The sequence below is a fragment of the Caldisphaera sp. genome (genome assembly GCF_049974385.1).
GTDB lineage: Archaea > Thermoproteota > Thermoprotei_A > Sulfolobales > Acidilobaceae > Caldisphaera.
On record NZ_JBMFIW010000011.1, the window covers coordinates 26,991 to 49,684 of the forward strand.

Genomic DNA, 22,694 nt, shown 5'->3' on the forward strand with positions numbered 1-22,694 from the left:
TTAATTTATATTTATTGGAATAATGTGCACAGGTGAGTAATTATGAACTTATTACAATACATATTAAGTCCAACGGGCACGTTAACTTTAGCTTCAATTATTTTTATATCTTATATTTTAGGGATATTACATGGAATTACACCTGATGAACATACTTGGCCAATAACTTTTAGCTATGCTGTAGGCAAATATAGTATCAAAGGTGGATTACTAGCAGGACTATTGTTTTCCTTAGGTTTTACCATTCAAAGAGCTTTTTTAACAACTATTGGGTATATTGGCTTAGCAAAAATTTATCAGGTCTACAATTTGGATGGTCCTGTTGATATAGTTGTAGGAATATTAATGGCAATTGCAGGGTCGTATGTATTGCATGGTAAATATATACATATACATCTTATACCAACTCGTAGGCATACTGAAGAAGCAGAAAGAGTTGAAATACCTAAAGATGTGCCATTAAAAATGACTATTATCCATGGATTAGTAGCTGGTTTTGGATTTGGCGCATATGCTTCTATAATAACTTTTATTTTAGCGCCTAAAGTACCATCATTAATTTATGCGCCTTTGCCTGGACTATTTTATGGACTAGGGACTATGACAATGCAAGTTATTCTTGGCGCTTTCTTTGGAGGAATAATGAGAAAAATGGGTTATGCAGAAAATGATATTAAATTCGTTGGTAGCAAGACTGCAGGGAGTACACTGTACTATGGAGGTATAGCTTTTTCATTAATAGGCTTATTAATTATATTTATGCCATCTATAGATAGCTTTGCAATATCAACTGGTCTTTCAATACCGAATTTAAACGCAATAGACATAGAATTTATACTAGTAATTTTTGTTGTTGGTGGAATAGGGATAGGTAGCTTAGTAAAAACCGTATGGGATTTAAGAAAGGGAAAACTAAAGGTTATGGATAGAAAATAATAAATAATGATAAATATCAATATTTTTATTGCAAGTATAGAGATTGTACTAACAAGTACCTTTTTTCAAAACAAAAAATTAATTTTCTACCTATATGTGTATATTTTGTGAGGTTTAGAGAGGGATTAGGGATTGCAGCATAAAAAGCTATATAGGATATATTTTACAGAGTTTAATGATGAAAACTTTGAAAATATTGTGAAAATCTTAAAAGACAAGTACAATTCTCAGGTAAATGTTATAAAATCAAATGTAATAGATGAGTTTAGAGCTATAGAGTTATATTTAGATAGCGATTCATATTTGGGTGAAATAAAGAATTTAATCACTTCATTGACGAGTTCTCAATATGTTAGGGTCGATTTTATAGACACAACTAGGTGATGATTAAAATTGATAATAGATGATAAATTAACAAAGGAAAAATATAATCAAAAAAGTATAGAAGAATGGGTTATGAATTACTGGAAAGATAAAGAAATATACAAAAAAATAAAAGAAAAAAGCAATAGTTCTAATAAAAAGTTCTATTTCTTAGATGGGCCACCCTACGCTAATGCAAAAACAATACATGTAGGAACGCTTTGGAATAAGGTGTTAAAAGATACCTTACTAAGGTATTATAGAATGAAAGGCTTTAACGTATGGGATAAACCAGGTTTTGATACTCATGGATTACCAATAGAAGTTATGATAGAAAAAGAGCTAGGCTCAAATAACAAGAAAGATATAGTTAATAAAATTGGCGTTGATAATTTCATAAATAGATGTCTAGCCTTTGTAAAGGAAAACATTAGTGCAATGACAAAAGATTTCCAAGAAGTTGGAGTTTTTATGGACTGGGACAACCCATATTTGACTTATGAAGATTCATATATAGAATCAGGGTGGTATTTGATAAAAAAAGCATATGAAAAAGACCTTTTATATAGAGGGAAAAATGTCTTACATTGGTGCCCAAGATGCGAAACTACATTAGCTGATTATGAAGTTTCTGAATATAAAGAGCTAGAAGATCCATCGGTTTATGTCAAGTTTAAAGTGAAAAACGAGGAAAATACATATTTACTAATATGGACAACGACGCCATGGACATTGCCTGCTAATGCATTCGTCATGGCTCACCCCGATATAGATTATGTTATGATAGAAGCTAATAATGAAAAATTAATATTGTCTAAAGAAAGGCTTGATAAAGTTATAGAAGAATCTAGAATTAAAGAGTATAAAATAATTAAAGAATTTAAAGGAAAAGAGCTTGAAGGATTAGAATATGTACATCCGTTAGAGGAGTTGGTTAAAGCGCAAAATGAACTTAAGAAATATCACAAGGTTGTGATGGCGCCAGAAGCAGTTGTTAGTGGTGAAGGTACAGGTTTAGTGCATTCTGCTCCTGGGCATGGTGAAATAGATGCTATTGTTGGTAGTAAATTGGGTGTACCTTTAATAAGTCTTGTTAACGATCAAGGATTTATGATCGAAGATGCAGGTAAATATGCAGGACTATACTTTAGAACTGATGCAAACAAAGAAATACTAAAAGATTTAAAGGAAAAGAAAGCATTGCTGCATTTAGGTAAAATAAAACATAGGTATCCTGTATGCTGGAGATGCAAAACACCTTTATTATTAAGGGCAACAGAACAATGGTTTATAAAGGTTTCTAAGATAAAGGAAAAACTAATTAATGAAGCTAATAATGCAGAATGGGTTCCTCAATGGGCAAAGGACAGATTTATGAATATCGTTGGCAATGTAAGAGATTGGGTAATTAGTAGACAAAGATTTTGGGGAATACCATTACCTGTATGGGAATGTGAGAACTGCCACCATATAGAAGTTATAGGAAGTTTAGACGATATATTAAAATTAAATGGTAAAAGACCTTCTAATATGCATAGGCCGTGGATAGATGAAGTCATATTAAAATGTCCTAAATGTGGAGGCCAAATGAAAAGGGTAAGTGACGTATTAGATGTTTGGTTTGATAGCGGAATAGCTTTTTATGCAAGTCTGAATTATCCTAGAAATAAAGATCTTTATGAAAATCTATCTCCGGCAGACTTAATATTAGAAGGTCATGATCAAACTAGAGGATGGTTCTTCAGTTTATTGAGAAGTGGTGTTATTGGTTTTGATAGTGTACCATATAAGAGGGTTTTATTACATGGTTTTGTATTGGATGAGCAAGGAAGAGAAATGCACAAATCCCTTGGTAACTATGTCTCTTTTGAAGAACTAATGTCAAAAGAGCCTAGGGATGTGGTCAGACTTTATGTGCTACAAAATACAACATGGGAAGATTTAAAGTTTTCATGGAAAGGAATTGAGCAACTCTCAAGAAATTTCACTATAATATGGAATGTATTTTCATTTGCATCTATGTATATGAGCTTGGACAAATTTGATCCAAACAACACTAAATTAGACAATCTTACGTTAGAAATTGAAGATAAATGGCTCTTATCAAGATTAAATAACCTAATAAGGAATTTTAACAAATATTATTCATCATTAGAAGTTCATAATGCTGCAAGATTAGTTATTGATTTCATAGTTGAAGACGTAAGTCATTGGTATCTGAAACTTATAAGAAAAAGGGTATGGGAAGATGAAGATACACCTAGCAAGAGAGCCGCATATGCAACGCTTTATTATGTATTGAAGAATTGGTTGTTATTATCAACGCCAATAATTCCATTTATTAGCGAATATCTATATCAAAAATTTGTTAGATCTGCAGAACCTAATTTACCTGAAAGTATATCCTTATTAGAAATTCCAGATGCTGATTTAAGCTATATTGATGAGAAGCTAGAATCAAAAATGGAATTAGCAAAGAAAATTATAGAAAATACTTTGTCAGCTAGAATGAAAGCTGGGATTAAAATAAGATTACCGATAAAAAGTTTAATAGTTTCAACTCACGAAAATGGTATAAAGGATATAATTATTGAAATGAAACCTTATATAAAAGAAATGGCAAATGTAAAAGATATACAAGTAGTAGGAAAAGAGTTTTTTGAGCAAGCAAAGATATACAAATTAGAGCCAAATTATAAGGAGCTCGGTCCTTCTTTTAAGAAAATTTTGCCTATGATAGTTCAAGAAGTAAAAAACAAGGAAGAAGAAATTGGACAGTCATTAGTAAAAAACGGTTATTACGAATTAAACATAAATGGAGAAAAAATTAAATTAGAAGCTAAGCATTTCAAAATACAAGCCACTTATCCTGAATGGTTAGAAGTATCAGAATCTGATATTGGAGTTATAGCAATTGATAAAAGAGTAAGTGAAGAAGAACATAGCGAAGGATTAGCAAGAGATATTATAAGAAGAATTCAATATATGAGAAAAGAATTAGGACTTCCAGTAGATGCTTATATAGAAACTTGGATAACAACTGATGATAACGAATATTTATATAATATTAAAGCTTTGGAAGGTTATATTAAAAATGAAACTAGAAGTAAATCGATAAATTACATCAGCCCACCAGACGATTCCTATTCGAAGGAATGGGAGGTAGAAGAAAGACGGATAATAATAGGAATAAAACTAAAGCAGTAATACATCCAAGTGAGTTACATTCATATTTTTATTGTCCAAGGGTTTATTTCTTTGAAACACATATAAGGAAAAGAAAAAGTATCGCAACTAGGATTCGATTATTTTTTGGTAGTATTTTTCACTATGCTTTCAGGCTAAGAGATATAATTAAAAAATATTCGTATGAGATACCCATAGAAACAGATTTAGGAAATTTAATAATAAGGGGAAGACCTGATGCATTTAAAATAGATAAATCATCAGCATACGTAATAGAAAGGAAAAGTTCTAAACCTCCTTACAAAGGGGCTTGGATTAGCGACATTATGCAAGCGGCCGCATATAGCATAATTTTGATTAGAGAAAAAAATCTAAAAGAAGCTAAAATAGAAATAAGATATCCAAATAAATCAAAAGTATTCGATTTAGACACTGAACTTGTTTCAATGCTTATGAAGGCCTTAGATGAGATGCTTTTAGTAAAATATAGCAATATATTACCTTATGCTAAAAGAGGTAATAGATGTAATAGCTGTCCATATAAACAAGAATGTTTTTCATTGGATGAGGGGTTAGAACCTGATAAGCAAGAATTATTTGAGCCTGGTAGTTGGATAGAAAACCTTAATTTAATATATTGATAAAATTAAATTCTTAGAATTTTAATTAATTAATGTTATACTTTATTACAGCCTAGCAACAAATATGTTGTCTTTATCTCTTATAATTTTTGCCTTTATAGTTGAATTATTAATTTTTTCTTTAGATATAACTGAAATCACTCTAATACAATTTTCATCGACGCCTAAGTATTCATTTTTAAGCCACCCTATTCCAACAATTTTTATTTTTATTTTATCATTAACATGAAATGGTTCATCTATTTTTACAGATTTTTTAAACCCTAAATCTTCAGGCTTTACAAGCAATTTGTAGTCGTACTCATTTTCTAGATATTTTAGCCATGAGTAAAATCTTTGCCATGACCATGGCTTTATTTTCTTTGGCTTTCTTCCAAAGTGATGAATTTCAAATTTTTGTATTAAAATTCCAGTTGGATAATTGCTTTTAACTCCGGCTTTGTTTTCCTTAGCCCATTCTATTAGATATCTCATTTCATCTTCGTTTTCTTCTGGTATGACAACTGGTGTCAATACTATATCAATATTGGTTTCTTTTATTATATCGCTTGCAATTTTAAGTATTTTTAATGAATTGTACCATTCTACTCCAGCCAAATATCTAGCTTTTTCTTTAGTATAAGAGTCAATACTCAAATTAATCCTATTTAATCCTGCTTTATCGAGTTTTTTTGCGAGAGGTAAAGATAAAGATCCTCCATGGGTTTCTATCGCAATACTATATACATTGGGAATTTTTTTAATTAATGATATTAATTTAATTATTTTTGGATGCATTATTGGCTCGCCAACACCATCTACTAAAACTTCTATTTCATCATTTTTAATTGACGCTATGTTTTTGATCCATTCAAAAAGCCACTCTTCATCCACTATGTATTCTGATGTCCTAAATTTCGAATTAGGGCCAGAATCAACACTACAAAAAATACAGTTATGAAAACATGTGCTAATAGGTCTTACTTGTATTATATTAGTTCCTCTATCGATTAATCCAAAAGCTATATGACCCATTAATGGAATTGGTTTATTTATGTAATAAATTGGTCTTCCATAAAAATTTGAAACATTTTTAATTTTTATATCGCAATTCATTTAAATCACTTTTTTAGGAATTCTAAGAGTATAGTTGGGATTTTCAATACCTATGCTAGATAGAAGTTCACATAGTTTGCATAAATTCCTTCCTAACGTCGTAGGTTCCCCGCATTTTGTGCATCTATTTAGTTTTGTAGAAATCTCTTGGGGATGTATGTAGTCTAAGATTTGATCTAAAGTCTCAATAAATTTTATTAAAATCCCGGGATTTTCTTTTTCATATTTATAAAGTTCTCTTCTCACGATCGCTCTTAGCGTAGGGGCTAATTCAATATAAGGACACTCTGTTTGTTGAATATGATACTTTCTTATAAATGTAAAAGTAGCTGTTTCCCATTCATATATTTTCCTTAAAGGTTTTATCCTCTTTACTAGCATATTATCATCGGCAACACTTGCATTTGGGTGCTGCTTTAGTAAGCTATTTATATCCCCTTTCATTAAGTTTATTATAGCTGTTTGAGCTTCATCGTCTAGATTATGTGCTGTAGCAAGTTTTGTTGCACCCATTTCTCTTGCATAATAATTCATTATTCTTCTTCTAGATGCACCGCAATACGTGCATGGTGTGAAATAGTTCTTGGATTCTCTTGATTTATTAAATATTTCATCCATGCTATAGCCTATATAATCCTTTATACTGGTAACAATTATATCAACTCCTAACTCCTTAGCTGTGTTAACTAAAAATTTTGCATCTTCTTCTTTATTATATCCATGAATTCCTTCAATAATATTTAGTCCGATAAGCTTATTTGATTTTGAAAAATATCTGCTTAGCACATCTAACATGACGTATCCATCTTTACCTCCGCTTAGAGCCATCATTACTACGTCATTGCTTTTTATCATGTCCCATCTTTTTATCTCATTAACAATTCTATTGCTTATATCTTCAATAAAACATTCTTTGCACAGCTTTCTATTGGAATGTTGTTGATAAATCTCTGCTGGTCTAACTTTGCAAACATCGCATGTTTTCATCAGATTCACCGAATTTGCTATACGCTATTTTATTTTCATAGATTAATTACAAAGTTAAGGGTATTAACTTTTCTTATAGAAATTAACAATTTTAAAAATAATTTTTCATTTTAAAAAATTATAAATGTTTAATAATCTATAAAAAATTAATTGCTGACCTCCCCCTGCCATAAAGGATGAGGGTTCCCCCAGAATGGTTCACAGATTTATAGTTTGCCGCCTTTATCTTCATCACTTCATAGCTAGTATCTAAAAGCCACCCCGCTCCATTAGTTTTAACTGTAGACCACTGCTAGATCTTCAACCCATTACCCCTATCCCTCACTACCGAGAACTCTCTATCTCTCAGGGACTCAGGGATATGTATCTGTGCGAGAATACTTAACACATATTTAACATGCCAGTTATTGGCTTCCCCACACCTTATTATTTTTACAATACCTTAACACATTTTAGAATTTAAAAAACTTTATTTAGAATTTAAAACTTTACTCCTCATTCAGAAAGGCAGAGCTTGCCATTCTTTTTGTCATATTTTATTAATGATTAATTGATTTTCGATTTTAAATTTACTATATTATTGGAATATAATTATATCCCATATGAAAATTCAAATAATAATTAAAAAATTTATTTTATATAGATCTAAGTGAATAAAATATATGCTTTAACGGAAGAATAATATATTGAAAGTATAGGAAGGTGCTGTCAAAACGTCTGATAAAATAGATGCAGCAGTCTTAGTTTTGTTATATGGAAATCCTCCCAAAGTATTGATGGTAAGAAAAAATTGTTTGGTTTCAGGACGTTTTTCATGTGATTTAGCATTTCCAGGAGGACATATAAAAAAAGATGAAACATATATAGATGCAGCTCTTAGGGAAGCATGGGAAGAAGCTGATGTTTTTCCTAGATTTGTTGATATTTTAGGGGTAATGGATGTTCATGAAACATCTTCACAGCCTAAATTAAGAGTATTACCTGTAATAGGCATATTAAAGGGTCCCATAGATGCAAAACCAAAAGACTCTGAAGTAGATCATGTTATATGGGTTTCTTTAGATTCTATTAGGGAACCTAGATTAGTATTTCATCCCATTAGAGGATACGTAAACGGCTTTATGTTACCAGGTAACATGGTTATATGGGGTTTGTCTTATAGAATAATAATTGATTTAAAGCAAAAAGGGTATATAAAGCTAACAACCTCTTAAACTGATATAGAAACTATTAATAATTTTATCATCTAAAAATTAATTTAAGGCTATGGGAACCTTATCTTTAAATAACTTGAAATTATCTTATATTGAGGTATTAAAGTTTTCATTAAATAATCTTCCGAAGATATTAGGTGCCTTAAAATATTGTTTCTCAAGTAAATAAACTTGTTTTGTGCATTCCATAGATATTCAAGAGGTATGTCTAATCCTTTTGAAATTTCTAGAAGTTTTTGTAATATATTAATAGAATTTATGTCTTGGGGATTCAATATCAAATTATCCAATACCTTTTCTATTTTTTCCCTAATCAAACTGTGAACTAAATCGTCTATGCTTACTTCTGAGTTTTTAGACCATTGTATTATTTGCTCTAATCTATTAAAGTCTATAATTTCTTGCTCTAAAATTTCTAAAATTGATTTTTCGAGCTCGAATTGTAAAAGCAATTCAAAAACTTTAGGGTAATTTAAGTTAAGGCTTCTTACATATTCCATAACAGGAAGATAATTGTTATATAGCATTTCATATTGTCTTGCTAGCTCTATAATCGCAGAGTCCAACACATGATCCATAATAAATTTTTGATCATTTTTTAGCAGATTGTTCAGATTATAATAATTCGGGTAAAAAGTTTTTTGTAATATGTCTATGATATCAGGTAATGATCCATTATTAAAAAATTCTGTTACAGAGCTCTCAAATTCAATATATGACTTTTGATCTACTAATATCTTTGCACCAGCATGTAAGTTATACCAACCATAATATATTGATGCAAACATAATCGGTGTGCTCCTCCAAGTAATTTTAGAAATTAAAGTCGCTATTCCTGTAACGGCTTTAGCCCTTCCTAATTCTAGCTTCTTATATGGACCCAAAATAATTTTATAAGAATAATAATCATTTTCTTTTGATATTGTTTCAAAAAGTAATCTCATTGCATAGCTTGCACCTACTTTTTCTGCTGTCATCAAAGCAGGAATAGCTTCTTTTTCATATATTTCTTTGCCATTGCCGTATCTAGGATTATTTGATTTTGCATCTTTCAATATGTTTAAAAATTGCTCTTCAACTCTAGTATTGGCTAATTCTTCAATTAATTGTATAACTCTTTTTGCAAATCTAAGGGATTGAATAGGCTCAGGCCTATAAATATCTTCAAAAAACCAAGCATCGCTCGATTGCATTAAAATAGAATTTTTAGCTATTTCCATTAATTTAAGAAGATCAACTATTTTGTTTTCTTCTCCTTTGATCGCAAAATTTTCAACAAAGCTTGAAACGTTTTCGGCCTTATAATCATAAAAAACATCGACATAATTTAATATAGCTTTGTTTATATCATTAGATACTTTAGGACCTATGTTTTGTATAGTTATTTCTGCCATATCTCTTAACCAGTCTATTGATTTTCTTAGAGGGGTTCTCCATTCTTGGGTCCAGCCCGGTCTAATATCTGATGCGCATCCACAATTGGATCTCCACCTTTCAATACCATGAGGACAGCTCCAAGAAGTATTTTCATTTATTGTTATATCATTAGATGCTCCGTAGGTTGAATAAAAATAACTATAATTTGTTATATTAATTCCATAAGAATCTATAATAGATAAGGCTTTTGCTAGCTCTTCTTCCCCTTTTGGTTTATGATGTCCGTAGGTTTCTCCGTCAGTAGCGATGCTAACTAATTGGGGCTTTTCAGAGTTATCAAAAGACTCAATTAGTTTCCTAGCAAAGAGTTCACCACTTTTAAGAAGATCACCAAAAGCAACTAAACCTGATAACCATTTGTTATAAAACACAACACCGATATAATTCCCAGATGGTAGTAAAGCCCTATATACTTTTTTAGTATCTAATGTTTTTTCATTAATTTCTTCAAACTTATCATTAATTTTTATTGATTTTGCTTGATGAGGACTTAATATGACAAATTTAATTCCATAATCATAAAGAATTTCTAATGTTAAATTATCTACAGCTGCTTCAGGGAGCCAAAATCCTTCAGGATATCTATCAAAAGTTTTTTCAAAAAATTTTATACCCCAATAGATATCCCTTTCTCTATCCTCTTTTGATGAGAGTGGCATTATTATGTGGGCATATGGCTGTGCTATGGCATTTCCATGACCTGATAACTTAGATGAAGATTCTTTATCGGCTTCAATTATTAAATTATATAGTTTACTATATTTTTCTTTTAAATATGATAATAGTATCGGACCAAACGAAAAAGTTACTTTTTTGTAATTATTTACTACATCTTCAATTATTTCTCCATCTTTCAATCTTGCATAGGCATTTGGTAAATAAGATTCCTTGGTTATTCTATCATTCCAATCATGATAAGGTCTAGAACTTATATCTAAATCTATTTCTAAAATCCATGGATTGAATCGTGGTGGTTGATAAAAATGACCGAATATTGCTATATATTTTTCATCGCTGACCAATTTTTTCCCTAGTAAATATATTTTTATAGTGGTTAAAAGCTACACAGCTATAAATAAATTGAGTTCTGAAGAAAAATGTATCTATTAATATTTTTAAATTTAATATGCCTCATTTGTAAAGGTAATAGAGCATTGGAGGTAATTGAATTGAAAAAAATATCAAGGTTTGATATATTCATGATAGTACTACCCTGGATTCTTTGGTATTTGACTTTTGATGTTTTAAGTTCTCATTTTATTTATGCTATGGCAACTTCAACAAGTATTCTTGGAATAATATCGTTAACTAAAAAAGAGGTTAGAGAAAAATACAAGAGTTGTAATGTATTATGTTTACTTTCTTCGTTAGGTATATCAATAATACTTTATTTGGTATTTTATGGCGGGAATATAGTGTCTATAAAACTTGGTTTAGAAGGAGAGGTTTTAGATGTGTACGGATTGGTTCCAAAAGGTTTACTGAGCATTTTTCTACTTGCGTTAATTGGTGTTATGGAGGAAGCATATTGGAGAGGATTATTGCAACAAGTAATAATAGAGAAGGATTTAAAAATTAACTGGCTCTTTTCTGCCGTATTTTATGGGATTGTTCATTCTGTGTCGTTAAATCTAATTTTAGTAATTGCCGCATTTATAGTAGGTCTCTTTTTATCGTTTACCGCAAAAAAATTAGGTTTGATAAGTTCCTCTATAGTTCATGTGACTTGGATTTATCTTATGTTTTTAAAAATGTTATTATAAATTAGCGCAAAGGACCTCTCAATCCTTTAGATCTCAAGTAGTTAACCCTATATGTAGGCGTTATAGTTTTTGGGTGATTAGCTTTAACCATATCTATTCTTCCAACTGCTGTATTTAAAGGCCATTTCTTAGGCTCGTTTGGATCATTTCTTGCTATATTTTCAATTTCTTTTAATCTTTTTGCAAAGTTTTCTATATTTTCTTTCGTCTCGCTCTCTGTGAACTCTGTCATTAATGCTTCTTTAACAATTAATGGGAAATAAATTGTTGGAGCATAGAATCCTGAATCTAATAAACCCTTACTTACGTCTTCAGCTGTAACTCCAGTTTCTTCGTGTAATGGCTCAGCACTTAATACTACTTCATGTTTTCTGTATCTATTGCTGCCATAAGGTATTGAATATCCTTTAGAGTCTTTCATCAGTTTTATGAAATAATTCGTATTTATAACTGCCATTTCACCTGCTTCTCTTAAACCTTGAGGTCCTAAGCTTAGTATATATGTATATGCCCACAATAACTGTTGAACATTACCAAAGAAAGACTTCATCAAACCTGGGCTATATTTGCCGGGCCACCTTATTTTATACATTTTATCATTTTCATCATAATAAACTACAGGTCCTGGTAACAAATCTTGAAGCATTATATTTTCTTTAACTAAACGATTCTTTATGCAAACAGGACCTGACCCTGGACCGCCACCTCCGTGAGGAGCTGAAAAGGTTTTATGTAAGTTTAAATGGGCTATATCAAATCCCATGTCTCCTGGTCTTGCTTTTCCTAATATTCCATTCAAATTTGCGCCATCATAATATAATAATCCGTCTTTTTCATGAACAGCTTTAGCAACATCAATTATTTTTTCTTCAAACAAACCTAACGTGCTTGGGTTTGTTATCATTAAGCCAGCAGTGTTATATGATAATGATGATAAGAAAGCTTCAAAGTCCATGTTTCCTGAATTATCTGTAGGTATTTCTATAGTCTTAAAACCAGCCATTGCTGCACTTGCGGGATTTGTTCCATGGGCTGAGTCTGGAACAATTATTTCATCCTTGTTTAAATTGTTTCTTAGCTCATGATATTTTCTTATGATTAATACTCCGCTCAATTCTCCTTGGGCCCCTGCTGCCGGATGTAATGTACAAATATCCATTCCAGTTATCAATGCTAGCCAGTTTTGTAGTTCGAATAACGCTTTTAATAATCCTTGAATTGTTGAATCTGGCTGTAATGGATGTATTAATTGAAGTCTTTTATCCGTAGATAATTTTAATGATATTTTAGGATTATATTTCATTGTACAACTTCCAAGAGGCACTGGACCTGAGTCTACTCCATATGTCATCTCTGAAAGCCTTGTATAATGCCTTACAACTTCCACTTCACTTAATTCTGGTAAATTGGGATCATTTTCTCTTTTTATTTCTTTAGGTATTGATATTTCTCCTAATATTTTTTTAAATTCATCATTTATTTCTTTAAATCTTATCCCTTCTCTCCCACTTCCCAATTCATATATGAGAGGCTCCTCCCATTTAGCCTGTTTAAACATAGTTACTCACCTTTAATTTTCTTTAATTTATCTAAAAGAAGATCTATATCAGATTTAGAATGAACTTCAGTAAAGCTTAACAAACCCCAAGAATCCTTAGCCCAAGTTACGTATTTGCTTAATGGAATGCCAAATAATAATCCCTCTTTTATCATTACATTTCTTAAATCTTCGAAGTTGGTTTTAACATCAATAATGAAATCCCCAAAAAATTCTCCCTTAAACAAAGGAGACTTAAAACCTAGATAACTTAGTTGCTTAGAAGCATAATGGCTTCTATACCATGTTGCTTCAGCAACATCTTTAAGGCCTTTCTTTCCTAATAATGAAACATAAAAAGCTGCTATCATTGCACTAAGTCCAGAATTAGTTGTTATATTGCTAGTAGCTTTAGATCTTCTTATATGCTGCTCTCTTGTCTGCATTATCATTGCAAAAGCTCTAGATGAGCCATCTATTGTTGTAGTCATACCTATAAGTCTTCCCGGCATTTGCTTCACAAATTCTGCGTTCCATTTTGTTGCAAATATACCAAGATATGGACCACCAAAATTTAGACCTAATCCCAATGGTTGTCCTTCTCCTATAGAAATGTCTGCATCCAGTTCTCCGGGAGTTTTATATATCATAAGACTTGTTGGATTTACTCCCATTATAAATAAAGCTTTTTTACTATGGGCTATTTCACCAATAGACTTTGCGTTAACATCAACAACACCAGTGTATTGATAGGGGTATTCTAGGTATATTGCAGAAATATCATCAGAAGATTTACTTTTTAAATCCTCAATATCGGCATAGCCTGTTTCAGGATCTACCTTATATGTAACCAACGATATTTCATGAGGTGATGTATAGCTTTTTGCTACTGATAAATGAAAAGGATTTATTGTTTCTGGAATCAATATTTTCTTTTTATTGTTTATTCTATAAGACATTAGAAATGCTTCTCCTAAAGAGCTCGCCATATCATACATACTTGCATTAACTACATCCATTTCTAATATATCTGCCATAAGACTTTGATATTCAAAGAGTATTTGTAACAATCCTTGACTAATCTCTGGTTGATATGGAGTATAAGCGGTTAGTAACTCTCCTCTTTCAGCTAAATATTGCACTGCAGCTGGAATATAATGAGGCCATGCGCCTCCTCCAATAAAGAGCTTAGATTCTTTAAATATCAAGTTATTGTTTAAAATATCATCAATTATTTTTTCTACTTCTATCTCATCTAGGGGTCTCTTTTTACCTATACCTAAGTTATCCCATATTTTTTCGTTTATTAGGATTTCTTTTGGTATATCATTATATAGCTCCAAAACGTCCTTAACTCCAATATAATCAAGCATTGATTTTTTAATTTCATTTGAACTATTAGGGATCCATTTATGTTCCATTTCTAATCCCTTTTTTAAATGTTATTAATGATTATAAATATTTTAATTTGCTATTTGTTAATAAATTTAAATTATGCTTAAGATAAAAATATAATACCACATTAAAATATGGCTTTTATTTCTTATTAATTCTAAAGATTATACTATCATTCTCTATGACCCAAGTTTTAACAAAAAATTAATTGTTAACCGGGGAGTTAACATTTACTGTTTATTCATGTAATAAAAATTAGTTGGGCTGTATTCCTAGCCCTCTGTCACCTGCATCTCCTAATCCTGGAACTATGAAGAAATTATCATTTAGTTTTTCATCAACTGCTAAAGTATATATAATTAAATTATTGTAGGTCGATGAGAGATACTTAATACCTTCTACAGATGCTATAACAGATGCTATAATAATTTTTTTAATATCTCTATTATATAATTCTTTTATTATCTTTTCCATAGTTTTTCCTGTTGCTAACATAGGATCAATTAAATACGCTACGCCATCATATTTTTCAGGCAATCTTTTATAATATATGTCTATAATTATTGATCCATAACTCTCGTTTCTTCTTGCAGCTACGAGACCTACCGGAGCTTCGGGAAATATATCCATAAATCCTTCTATTAAGGGCAAAGCAGCTCCTAGAATACCAATAAGGATAGGTTGATTTATTAAATCAAATTCAATGGCCTCCTCGTTTAATGGTGTTACGATTTTTGTTTCCTTCCATAAGAGCTCCTTAGAGCTTTCTATAGCTAATATTTTACCTGCATCTATCATTGCCTTTCTAAATTCAAATAAGCCAGTTTCCTTGTTTCTTAATTTTTTTAATATATATCTTGCTATGGGTAGATTTTCTCCCAAGACCTTAATTTCAACCAATCGAACACACCTATATTTTGTCCCCTATCAGATTTTTTAACCTCTACTATACTCTATTACTTGATTAAGATGTTATAAAGGTGCCTCATATGGCAAAATCAGAAATAGCTAAACTTGCTGAAACGATAGCTTGGTTTGAAGATTCATTGAAAAAGCTTAATGAAGAATCAAAAGAGTTATCTAGCGATTTAGTTCAATTAGCAGATAGCTTAGGAAGAGAGATAAGACAAACGAGCAAGTTCCTTTCTGACGAAAGTGTTAAGAAATTAGAGGAAGCATATAAAGAAAGTGTTAAGAAATTAGAGGAAGCATATAAAGAAAAAGAAAAAGAAGAACTAGAAAACTCAGAAAAAATGGGAAAAGAAAATTACGATAAAGCAGTTAAGGAAGTCTTTGATCAAATAAAGAAAATTGTTTCAGGGTGAATATATTTTTGGGTAGCCCTTCAACATATGCTCAAATAGTTCCTAGGTTAAGATATTTAAAATCCACATTAATATCGCCAGATAAAATAAGGGAACTCACTCCACCATTAACAGATATCTACGCATATCTTAGAGAAACTAGATACAAAGCCGTCTCTGAAACAAAAAACGCTCAAGATGCTGAGAAAGAAATAATGAAGAGATTTTATTCTGCCGTAGACGAAATCTCTAGTTTTACTCCCAAAGAGGCTGTAAATTTAGCTTTGGCATTTGCCAGAGAAGACGAAATAAACGATTCATTATTAGTCCTAAGAAGTATAGCTGAAGGAAAAGAAGTTGACAAGAACAACCTAACTTCATTGCTATGGAGCCAGAGCTCTTTGAACAAAATATTAGCAGAACCAGACTCATTAGCTGGTATCCAAAGATACTTAGAAATCTCATTAAAATATAAACATATTTATAATGCATTGAAGGATGCATATTCATATTTCAACGAATTAAAGGATTCAAGTGTGATTACTTGGTACTCTTTATCGGCAACATCAAATTTGTACTATGATAGCTTTTCTGACCTGAATAGCATTGATAAAAACTATGTTTCAAAAACACTATGCCCTATAATTGAAGGAAAAATTGCATTAGGTTTAATTCAGGCATCTTTGCTAAAAATACCCGCAAGAATTATAGAGCTTAGCTTTAGCAAAATAAACGCGTGCAACATATCATGGAATAAAATTAGTAGCATTTATGAAAGAGAATCTGCTGATCCTATAGCATTATCAACTTCTCTTAGAGAACATTTCAAATATATAAAAATAGAAGGTAAAAAAGAGGAAGAAATAATGGATTCTATTAGAAAAAGTTCAAACTTAAGCGCAAAGAGAAGCTCAGAAGCAGCATTCCAATCCTATCCCTTCTCACCATCATTAATTTCTGCAGCCTTAATACTACTCAAACAAGAAGCCAGCAACTTAAAAACCGTAATATCTTCAGCTTACTTAAGGTTAAATAAAGATGAATATGAACAATTATTAATTATTTAATAAGCGATTCTTTTAATTTAACATGAGATTCTTCCTTTAATTTCTTCCATTCTTTAAGATTATATATACATCCTGGATCAGGTGCCAAGTAATCATTATAATAGCCATAAGCTCTCGCTCTGCAACCTCCGCACACATTTTTAAATGGACATAAATTACAAAATCCTTTCAACTTGCTTCTATCTCTTAAATCATTAAATACCTTACTTTTTGTCCAAATTTCCCAAAAGCTTTCTTGCCTTATGTTACCAACAGTTATAGGCAAAAAGACGCATGGTGAAATATCTCCATTAGGTTGAATAGCAGCATATATTCTCCCTGCTCCACATCCACCAACAAATTCTGCTACAGCTTTTACAATAGGATCTCCTGAAACAGCAAAGTGAGTTGGCGCAATTTCCTTACCTTGGCTCATGGCCAATGCAACTCTCCCATATTGAGGTGCCGTGCTTACTATTTGCATGCCCTGTCTTTTCTTCATTTCAGAATATATATATCTCATGAATTTTTCTCTCTCGATGGGATCAAGATCTAACCAAATATTTTCTTTTCCTCTTCCTGTTGGAACAAAGTTAAAGAATATAACTCTTTTAACGTGTATATCTTCAGCTAAATCTAAAAGGTCCTTAACCTCATTATAGTTAAGTTTAGTTATAGTTATAGCCATACCATGATCCATACCTAATTTTACAGCATTTTCTAAAGCTTTAACAGCTTTTTCCCATGATCCTCTAACTCCTCTAAATTTATCGTGCTTCTCTGGATCTGAACTATCCAAAGACACTTCCACATATCTTAATCCACTATCTCTTGCTTTTTCCAAATAATTAATATTGGAAAATAACCAACCATTTGTGGCTGTTCCAGTATGAATCCCTCTTTTTGATATTTCTTTAACTATAGTAAAATAATCTGGATGTATAGTAGGCTCTCCTCCACTCAATGCTATTGATGCTACTCCAGCTCTATCTAATTGTTCTATTAAATTTAATTTTTCTTTTAAAGTTAGTTCGTCCGGTGTTGGCTTTCCAGCCTTCTGATAACAATGAATGCAATTCAAATTGCACATATTTGTCATATTCCATACTATTAAAAATGGAGCTGGCATTTTTTGAGGGACAGTAACGCCATATAACCCTATGCCCTTCATAACTAATGAAACTCCTCTCCTAATCGCTGGATCGGAAATACCCTTTTTTGCTGCTTCTAGATCACCATTAAGCATAAGAATTCCTAGCTTTATTATATTGTCAATAATTGGTATTAGAAATCTTGCAGATATAGGACATTCTGATATACCTTCTCCAACAAAACTTGACAAAGCATGATATATTATTGGGGCATCTTTTATTTCCCCACTTTTATATTTGACCATGATGTTTCTTGTTGCTACTTTCAACAAAGACTTTGTTGCAGGATTATTAAATAAAATTCTAATCCCTGCTAATAAATGACCTATATCGCCATTACTATTAACCTTTTCCATATAGTAATCAGAATCCATGCTCATCTTTCCCACCTTAAAGGTTCAAAAACTTTCTTTATCTTATCTTCAACGGGAGAAATAATTAAATTTTTAGATACGATTTTAAATAAATCTAAGAATCTTCCAGCCCTCATTTCCCTCACCATAAAATTAAGTCTGACATAAAACTTACGATAAGCATAAATAACCATCCTTCCTAAATCTTTATCTGAAAAATTAAAACCTCTCATAACAGGCCTCACAGTAGTATAATGTTCCCAATTCTTATCAACAATTAGATTGTTTTTTAGAGCATAATCGTATAGTGGTGTCCCGGGATACGGAGTTAATGCAGTGAATTGTGCATAATCAGGATTTAATTTTACTGCAAATTCTATGGTCTTTTTCATATCATCAACAGTTTCCCATGGAAATCCCAAAATAAATGAACCTGTTGTAAATCCCTTAAGTTCTTTTGCATAAGAAAATACTTTCTTTGCTTGTTCAATAGTAATCCTTTTTCCTATTTTATTTAAAGTATCCTGACTTGCAGATTCTACACCAAAATATAATGCATTGCAACCATTATCATATAACAATTTCATAAGATCCTTATTTATAAGATCAACCCTTGTTCCGCATGAGAAACTTATATCTAAATTATTTTTCTTTAAAAGATCTATAAAGTCTTTAACAAACTTCCAATTAGCCGTAAATTCATCATCCGTAAATACAATAGTTTTAGCATGATATTTATCATACAAGTACTTTATTTCTTCTATTACGTTTTCAGCAGATCTGTATCTGAATCTTCTTCCCCAATAATAGCTTGTTATACAATATATACACCCATAAGGACAACCTCTACTAGCCATTATATGAGCTATGTTAATGTTTTTACCAAAAAGGGTATATTTGTTCATATCTACCAAATGTCTAGCTGGCCATGGAAGTTCATCGAGATTCTGTATTAAGGGTCTATCATTTGTTTTAACTATTTTATCATTAAATTTAAATGCTATGCCAGCTATATCGCTTAAACCTGTTTTTTCTAAACCTTTATTTTCAAGATGATTAATAAGTTCTAATGCAGTATACTCTCCTTCACCCCTAACTACAATGTCAAACCCGTTGTTTAAAGCCTCTTCAACCATTACTGAAGGATGACTACCGCCTGCAATTAGTGGTATATCTGGCATTTCTTGTTTTATTAGTTTTGCGGTCATATAACCCTTTGGAGCCATTGGGGTTTGCATCGATATTCCTATAACATCTGGTTTTATTGATTTTACTTTAGACAACCAAGAATTAAAATCCAATTGAAGCGTTGGACTATCTATAACCTCAACTTTATAACCAAATTTTTCTAGAACTGCTGCTATACTAAGTATACCTAAAGGCGGAGCTCTCATACCAGTAACTCTATAAATCTCTAAATTATGAATTTCGGGAGGTAAAGTTAATAGTACCTTCAAATTTGATCCCTTATTTATTTATATATATTTTAAAATTAATATAGCTAAGCTGATTAGAATTATTTGAAAAACCCATTTTTACGTGTAGATAAAACTATTAATAATAAAAAATTTATTTATTTTTATATTTACAATGTTTATTAAAATTAAATATCTTCGATAAATATGAATTAAATAAAGTGAAACAAAATGAAAAGAAAATCTGAAAAAATACTTGCTGTCTTTATTATATTCGCTATAGTTATATTTTCTAACATCACAAATGCTTCTACAGTTTATAATAGGGATTTAAGTTATTATCCTTCTTATTTATTGTTGGGTAATTGGGTTAATATAAGCTTTTTAGTTATAACAGGTATACCAATACCTAATGCTACATTAAATGGCTTTGAAAATTCAAATACATCAATAAAAAATATTTATTATGGAAGTTTTGGAATATTACCCTATGAAATACAATTCAATATTTTCCCTGCTTATTATTCAGCTTTAAATTTAAATAATACAATAACGATTGAAGGGAAAAATGGCCAAATTGAAATATTATCTCCTCAGGGCATGAATTCTATACTAATGCTAATATTTCCCAATAAAAAGATAATTTCTTCTATATACATACCATCTAATTATAGCATAAACATATATTCAAATGAAGCAATAGTTAACAATAATCCGTCCATATACATTTTTTTCAATGGTACATATAAACTAATTAACTCAAATTCTCAAAAAATTCTGCAAGTTTCTTATTCAAATAATGGCTATTTAGAATTTTCGATCAACGATTCAAAATTTTATTCTCCATCATATTTAATAAGTTACAATCTAAACCAAGTCAACAATTGGCTTTATAAATCCTCAAAAGTTAAGAACACGCAAATCAGTAATAAGCTTGTATCAGATTATTATCTATCATTGTTATTAATTAAAGATGATCAAAATCCTGTAACTGGGGAATTCGCCGCTTCTCCTTCACCAATTTATCTTTATAACTGGTTAAGAGACTCTTCCTTTGCAGCTATCGCTCTTCAAGAATCTGGACATATTAATTCTGCATATAAGTTCTGGATATGGGAATCTAACTCTACCCAAATTAAGGACGGTTTGTGGTACACAAGATACAATTTTTATAACGGCCAGCCAGATACTAACTTTGGTATACCTGAACTTGATAGTATTGGACTTTTTGAAATTGGTGTTTATGAGTATTTTCAAATAACCCATAACTATAGTTTTCTTACATCTATTTTACCTTCGCTAAATAAAACGCTTACCTATGAAATAAATGAAATAGATCGAAATGAATTTCACTTACTTCCAGAGGATCTAAGTGTATGGGAATCGAACTTAGCATATAATTTTTGGACACAATCAATTGATGATATAGGATTATACGATTCCTCTTTAATATATCAATACTTAGGCATAAATAATTCTTTAATTAAAGTTGCTGCATCTGAATTAAATGAGAGCATAATGAAATATTTTTGGAACGGAAAATATTTTTATCCAAGCCTAATTCCATCAGTAATTTATGAAAATAACACAAAAATAGTTACTTTAGTTCCCTCTTATTCTAATTTTGACTCCTCTACAATTTTACCTATTGATTTTGGATTTATTGATCCGAGCTCTCAGATTGCATATAGCGATGTTAACCAGGAAATAGCACATTTAACAGTTTTGGGAGGATTATCACGTTTTACTAACGATAATTATCATTATTCACAATATTTATATGATAGTTCTTCACCAAATTCACCTTGGGATATTACAACTTTATTCCTTTCATATTATTATGAGCTTATAGGTAATATATCAGGTTCCATTAGTCTGTTAAATTGGGTTAATACCCATTCTCAAAATGGATTATTACCTGAGGCAGTAGACCCAAATTATGGGAATCCTTTACCAACTACATCTCCGTTAACTTGGTCCGCGGCTATGTATGTTATTACTATAAATAACCTTCCATCAAATAATTCTAATAAAATAGATACAGTAATTACTTGGGTAATATTAATAGTTTTACTTATCATCATATCATATGCTATGGAAAAAAGAAGTGTTTTAAAGAAATAATTTTACGAAAATTAATATTAATAAATGCTATTAATGAAATTTGCTTAATTATTTTATTAATAATTACAACATTATTAATGTTTATTATATAAAAACATAAATTACTCATGATGTAAAATTAATTTATGGCAATTAAACTTTAATTTATTAGAATCAAAGATACAAAAAATTATGATTGAATACATATTTGATGCTCATTACAATTACTCTATTAATTTAGCAAAAGCGGAAGGAGTAATAATATAACACTATATTTACACTTTATTTATTTGGTAAATACAAATAACAAGCTTCGCTCCTTCTAGAGGTTGGATAAAGTTTTTAAAATTCTGAATATTTTAAGTTTTTGTAAAAACAATAATAGCCGTGGATTTCTACGTATATGGGTTGGGGTTATCCTGCTAAAAAGGAAAAGAAGAATGAAAGAGGTCATGCCTTGTGATTTTGGTGAAGTCCAATAGCTGAGAATTGAATATAAATTCATTAAAATTCAATGAAGCTTAAACCCAATTAGCTCTAATATAGTTTTACTTTAAGTTTATTGAGTTCAAGGCTAAATTAAAAATATAGATAAAACTCACGAAAGTATTTGAGAATTTGAAATATAAGTTTAATTTAATATTTTGCTTAGCTACTACCAGCTACCAAAAGTTTAGCAGTATTGGGATCGTATTCCCAATCTTTTGCAATCTTCCCAATTCTCTTATAGTATTTAGTTAGCCTCCTTATCTTGCTTTCAGTAAATAT

The 22,694-nt window shown here is 30.7% G+C and carries 17 protein-coding genes and 1 pseudogene; 9 read left to right on the top strand and 9 right to left on the bottom strand.

Features of this window, described 5'->3' with window-relative positions:
- Positions 1–42 precede the first annotated feature (42 nt).
- From ACP5GV_RS04150 to cas4, 4 genes are all read left to right on the top strand, one after another.
- Positions 43–936 carry a hypothetical protein gene (locus tag ACP5GV_RS04150; protein ID WP_428102418.1) on the top strand — a complete coding sequence of 298 codons (894 nt, stop codon included), beginning with the start codon at positions 43–45 and terminating at the stop codon, positions 934–936.
- 132 nt (positions 937–1,068) lie between these two features.
- A complete protein-coding gene (locus ACP5GV_RS04155) occupies positions 1,069–1,320 on the top strand; it encodes a hypothetical protein (RefSeq protein WP_428102420.1) in 252 nt (83 codons plus the stop codon).
- A gap of 9 nt (positions 1,321–1,329) precedes the next feature.
- Positions 1,330–4,506 carry an isoleucine--tRNA ligase gene (ileS, locus tag ACP5GV_RS04160; protein ID WP_428102423.1) on the top strand — a complete coding sequence of 1,059 codons (3,177 nt, stop codon included), beginning with the start codon at positions 1,330–1,332 and terminating at the stop codon, positions 4,504–4,506.
- Positions 4,455–5,126 carry a CRISPR-associated protein Cas4 gene (gene cas4, locus ACP5GV_RS04165; RefSeq protein WP_428102426.1) on the top strand — a complete coding sequence of 224 codons (672 nt, stop codon included), beginning with the start codon at positions 4,455–4,457 and terminating at the stop codon, positions 5,124–5,126. The genes ileS and cas4 overlap by 52 nt, the downstream gene beginning before the upstream one ends.
- Before the next feature lie 45 nt (positions 5,127–5,171).
- Here the strand turns inward: cas4 and ACP5GV_RS04170 are convergent, their stop codons facing one another.
- Positions 5,172–6,221, bottom strand: a complete 1,050-nt coding sequence (locus tag ACP5GV_RS04170; RefSeq protein WP_428102428.1) for a radical SAM protein — start codon at positions 6,219–6,221, stop codon at positions 5,172–5,174.
- On the bottom strand, positions 6,222–7,208 hold the full coding sequence (locus ACP5GV_RS04175; protein WP_428102430.1) for a TIGR00269 family protein: 987 nt from the start codon (positions 7,206–7,208) through the stop codon (positions 6,222–6,224).
- 725 nt (positions 7,209–7,933) lie between these two features.
- Between ACP5GV_RS04175 and ACP5GV_RS04180 the strand changes: the two genes are divergently transcribed.
- Positions 7,934–8,422: an NUDIX hydrolase gene (locus ACP5GV_RS04180; RefSeq protein WP_428102446.1), complete on the top strand. Its 489-nt coding sequence runs from the start codon at positions 7,934–7,936 to the stop codon at positions 8,420–8,422.
- Positions 8,423–8,472: 50 nt separating this feature from the next.
- Here ACP5GV_RS04180 and ACP5GV_RS04185 read toward each other — a convergent pair whose 3' ends face one another.
- Positions 8,473–10,881, bottom strand: coding sequence for a DUF3536 domain-containing protein (locus tag ACP5GV_RS04185; protein ID WP_428102432.1), 2,409 nt, complete (start codon positions 10,879–10,881; stop codon positions 8,473–8,475).
- Positions 10,882–11,028: 147 nt separating this feature from the next.
- Here ACP5GV_RS04185 and ACP5GV_RS04190 point away from each other — a divergent pair, with 147 nt between their 5' ends.
- Positions 11,029–11,622, top strand: coding sequence for a CPBP family intramembrane glutamic endopeptidase (locus ACP5GV_RS04190; RefSeq protein ID WP_428068879.1), 594 nt, complete (start codon positions 11,029–11,031; stop codon positions 11,620–11,622).
- A gap of 1 nt (position 11,623) precedes the next feature.
- Here the strand turns inward: ACP5GV_RS04190 and gcvPB are convergent, their stop codons facing one another.
- The 3 genes from gcvPB to upp form a co-directional block, all read right to left on the bottom strand.
- A complete protein-coding gene (gene gcvPB / locus ACP5GV_RS04195) occupies positions 11,624–13,180 on the bottom strand; it encodes a glycine dehydrogenase subunit 2 (RefSeq protein ID WP_428102434.1) in 1,557 nt (518 codons plus the stop codon).
- A gap of 2 nt (positions 13,181–13,182) precedes the next feature.
- Positions 13,183–14,580 carry a glycine dehydrogenase gene (gene gcvPA, locus ACP5GV_RS04200; protein ID WP_428102437.1) on the bottom strand — a complete coding sequence of 466 codons (1,398 nt, stop codon included), beginning with the start codon at positions 14,578–14,580 and terminating at the stop codon, positions 13,183–13,185.
- A 229-nt stretch (positions 14,581–14,809) separates the two neighbouring features.
- Positions 14,810–15,454, bottom strand: a complete 645-nt coding sequence (upp, locus tag ACP5GV_RS04205; protein ID WP_428068876.1) for a uracil phosphoribosyltransferase — start codon at positions 15,452–15,454, stop codon at positions 14,810–14,812.
- Positions 15,455–15,543: 89 nt separating this feature from the next.
- On the opposite strand from upp, the gene ACP5GV_RS04210 reads away from it, so the two are divergent.
- Positions 15,544–15,879 carry a hypothetical protein gene (locus ACP5GV_RS04210; RefSeq protein WP_428068875.1) on the top strand — a complete coding sequence of 112 codons (336 nt, stop codon included), beginning with the start codon at positions 15,544–15,546 and terminating at the stop codon, positions 15,877–15,879.
- An 8-nt stretch (positions 15,880–15,887) separates the two neighbouring features.
- Positions 15,888–16,925: a V-type ATPase subunit gene (locus tag ACP5GV_RS04215; protein WP_428089576.1), complete on the top strand. Its 1,038-nt coding sequence runs from the start codon at positions 15,888–15,890 to the stop codon at positions 16,923–16,925.
- Here ACP5GV_RS04215 and ACP5GV_RS04220 read toward each other — a convergent pair.
- Positions 16,918–18,435, bottom strand: a complete 1,518-nt coding sequence (locus ACP5GV_RS04220; RefSeq protein ID WP_428102440.1) for a radical SAM protein — start codon at positions 18,433–18,435, stop codon at positions 16,918–16,920. The genes ACP5GV_RS04215 and ACP5GV_RS04220 overlap by 8 nt on opposite strands.
- Complete coding sequence (locus tag ACP5GV_RS04225; protein WP_428102442.1) at positions 18,432–19,865, bottom strand: B12-binding domain-containing radical SAM protein; 1,434 nt, start codon at positions 19,863–19,865, stop codon at positions 18,432–18,434. Before ACP5GV_RS04225 ends, ACP5GV_RS04220 begins: the two co-directional genes overlap by 4 nt.
- Before the next feature lie 189 nt (positions 19,866–20,054).
- On the opposite strand from ACP5GV_RS04225, the gene ACP5GV_RS04230 reads away from it, so the two are divergent.
- Positions 20,055–21,947, top strand: coding sequence for a glycoside hydrolase family 15 protein (locus tag ACP5GV_RS04230; protein WP_428102444.1), 1,893 nt, complete (start codon positions 20,055–20,057; stop codon positions 21,945–21,947).
- Positions 21,948–22,574: 627 nt separating this feature from the next.
- On the opposite strand, the pseudogene ACP5GV_RS04235 reads toward ACP5GV_RS04230, so the two are convergent.
- A pseudogene (locus tag ACP5GV_RS04235) lies at positions 22,575–22,694 on the bottom strand (30S ribosomal protein S15); the annotation flags it as partial.

Coding starts and splice junctions, on each gene's coding strand:
- gcvPB (WP_428102434.1), bottom strand. CDS start 13,180: ATGTTTAAACAGGCTAAATGGGAGGAGCCTCTCATATATGAATTGGGA.
- ACP5GV_RS04220 (WP_428102440.1), bottom strand. CDS start 18,435: ATGAGCATGGATTCTGATTACTATATGGAAAAGGTTAATAGTAATGGC.
- cas4 (WP_428102426.1), top strand. CDS start 4,455: ATGGGAGGTAGAAGAAAGACGGATAATAATAGGAATAAAACTAAAGCA.
- ACP5GV_RS04170 (WP_428102428.1), bottom strand. CDS start 6,221: ATGAATTGCGATATAAAAATTAAAAATGTTTCAAATTTTTATGGAAGA.
- ACP5GV_RS04230 (WP_428102444.1), top strand. CDS start 20,055: ATGAAAAGAAAATCTGAAAAAATACTTGCTGTCTTTATTATATTCGCT.
- ACP5GV_RS04150 (WP_428102418.1), top strand. CDS start 43: ATGAACTTATTACAATACATATTAAGTCCAACGGGCACGTTAACTTTA.
- ACP5GV_RS04210 (WP_428068875.1), top strand. CDS start 15,544: ATGGCAAAATCAGAAATAGCTAAACTTGCTGAAACGATAGCTTGGTTT.
- ACP5GV_RS04175 (WP_428102430.1), bottom strand. CDS start 7,208: ATGAAAACATGCGATGTTTGCAAAGTTAGACCAGCAGAGATTTATCAA.
- gcvPA (WP_428102437.1), bottom strand. CDS start 14,580: ATGGAACATAAATGGATCCCTAATAGTTCAAATGAAATTAAAAAATCA.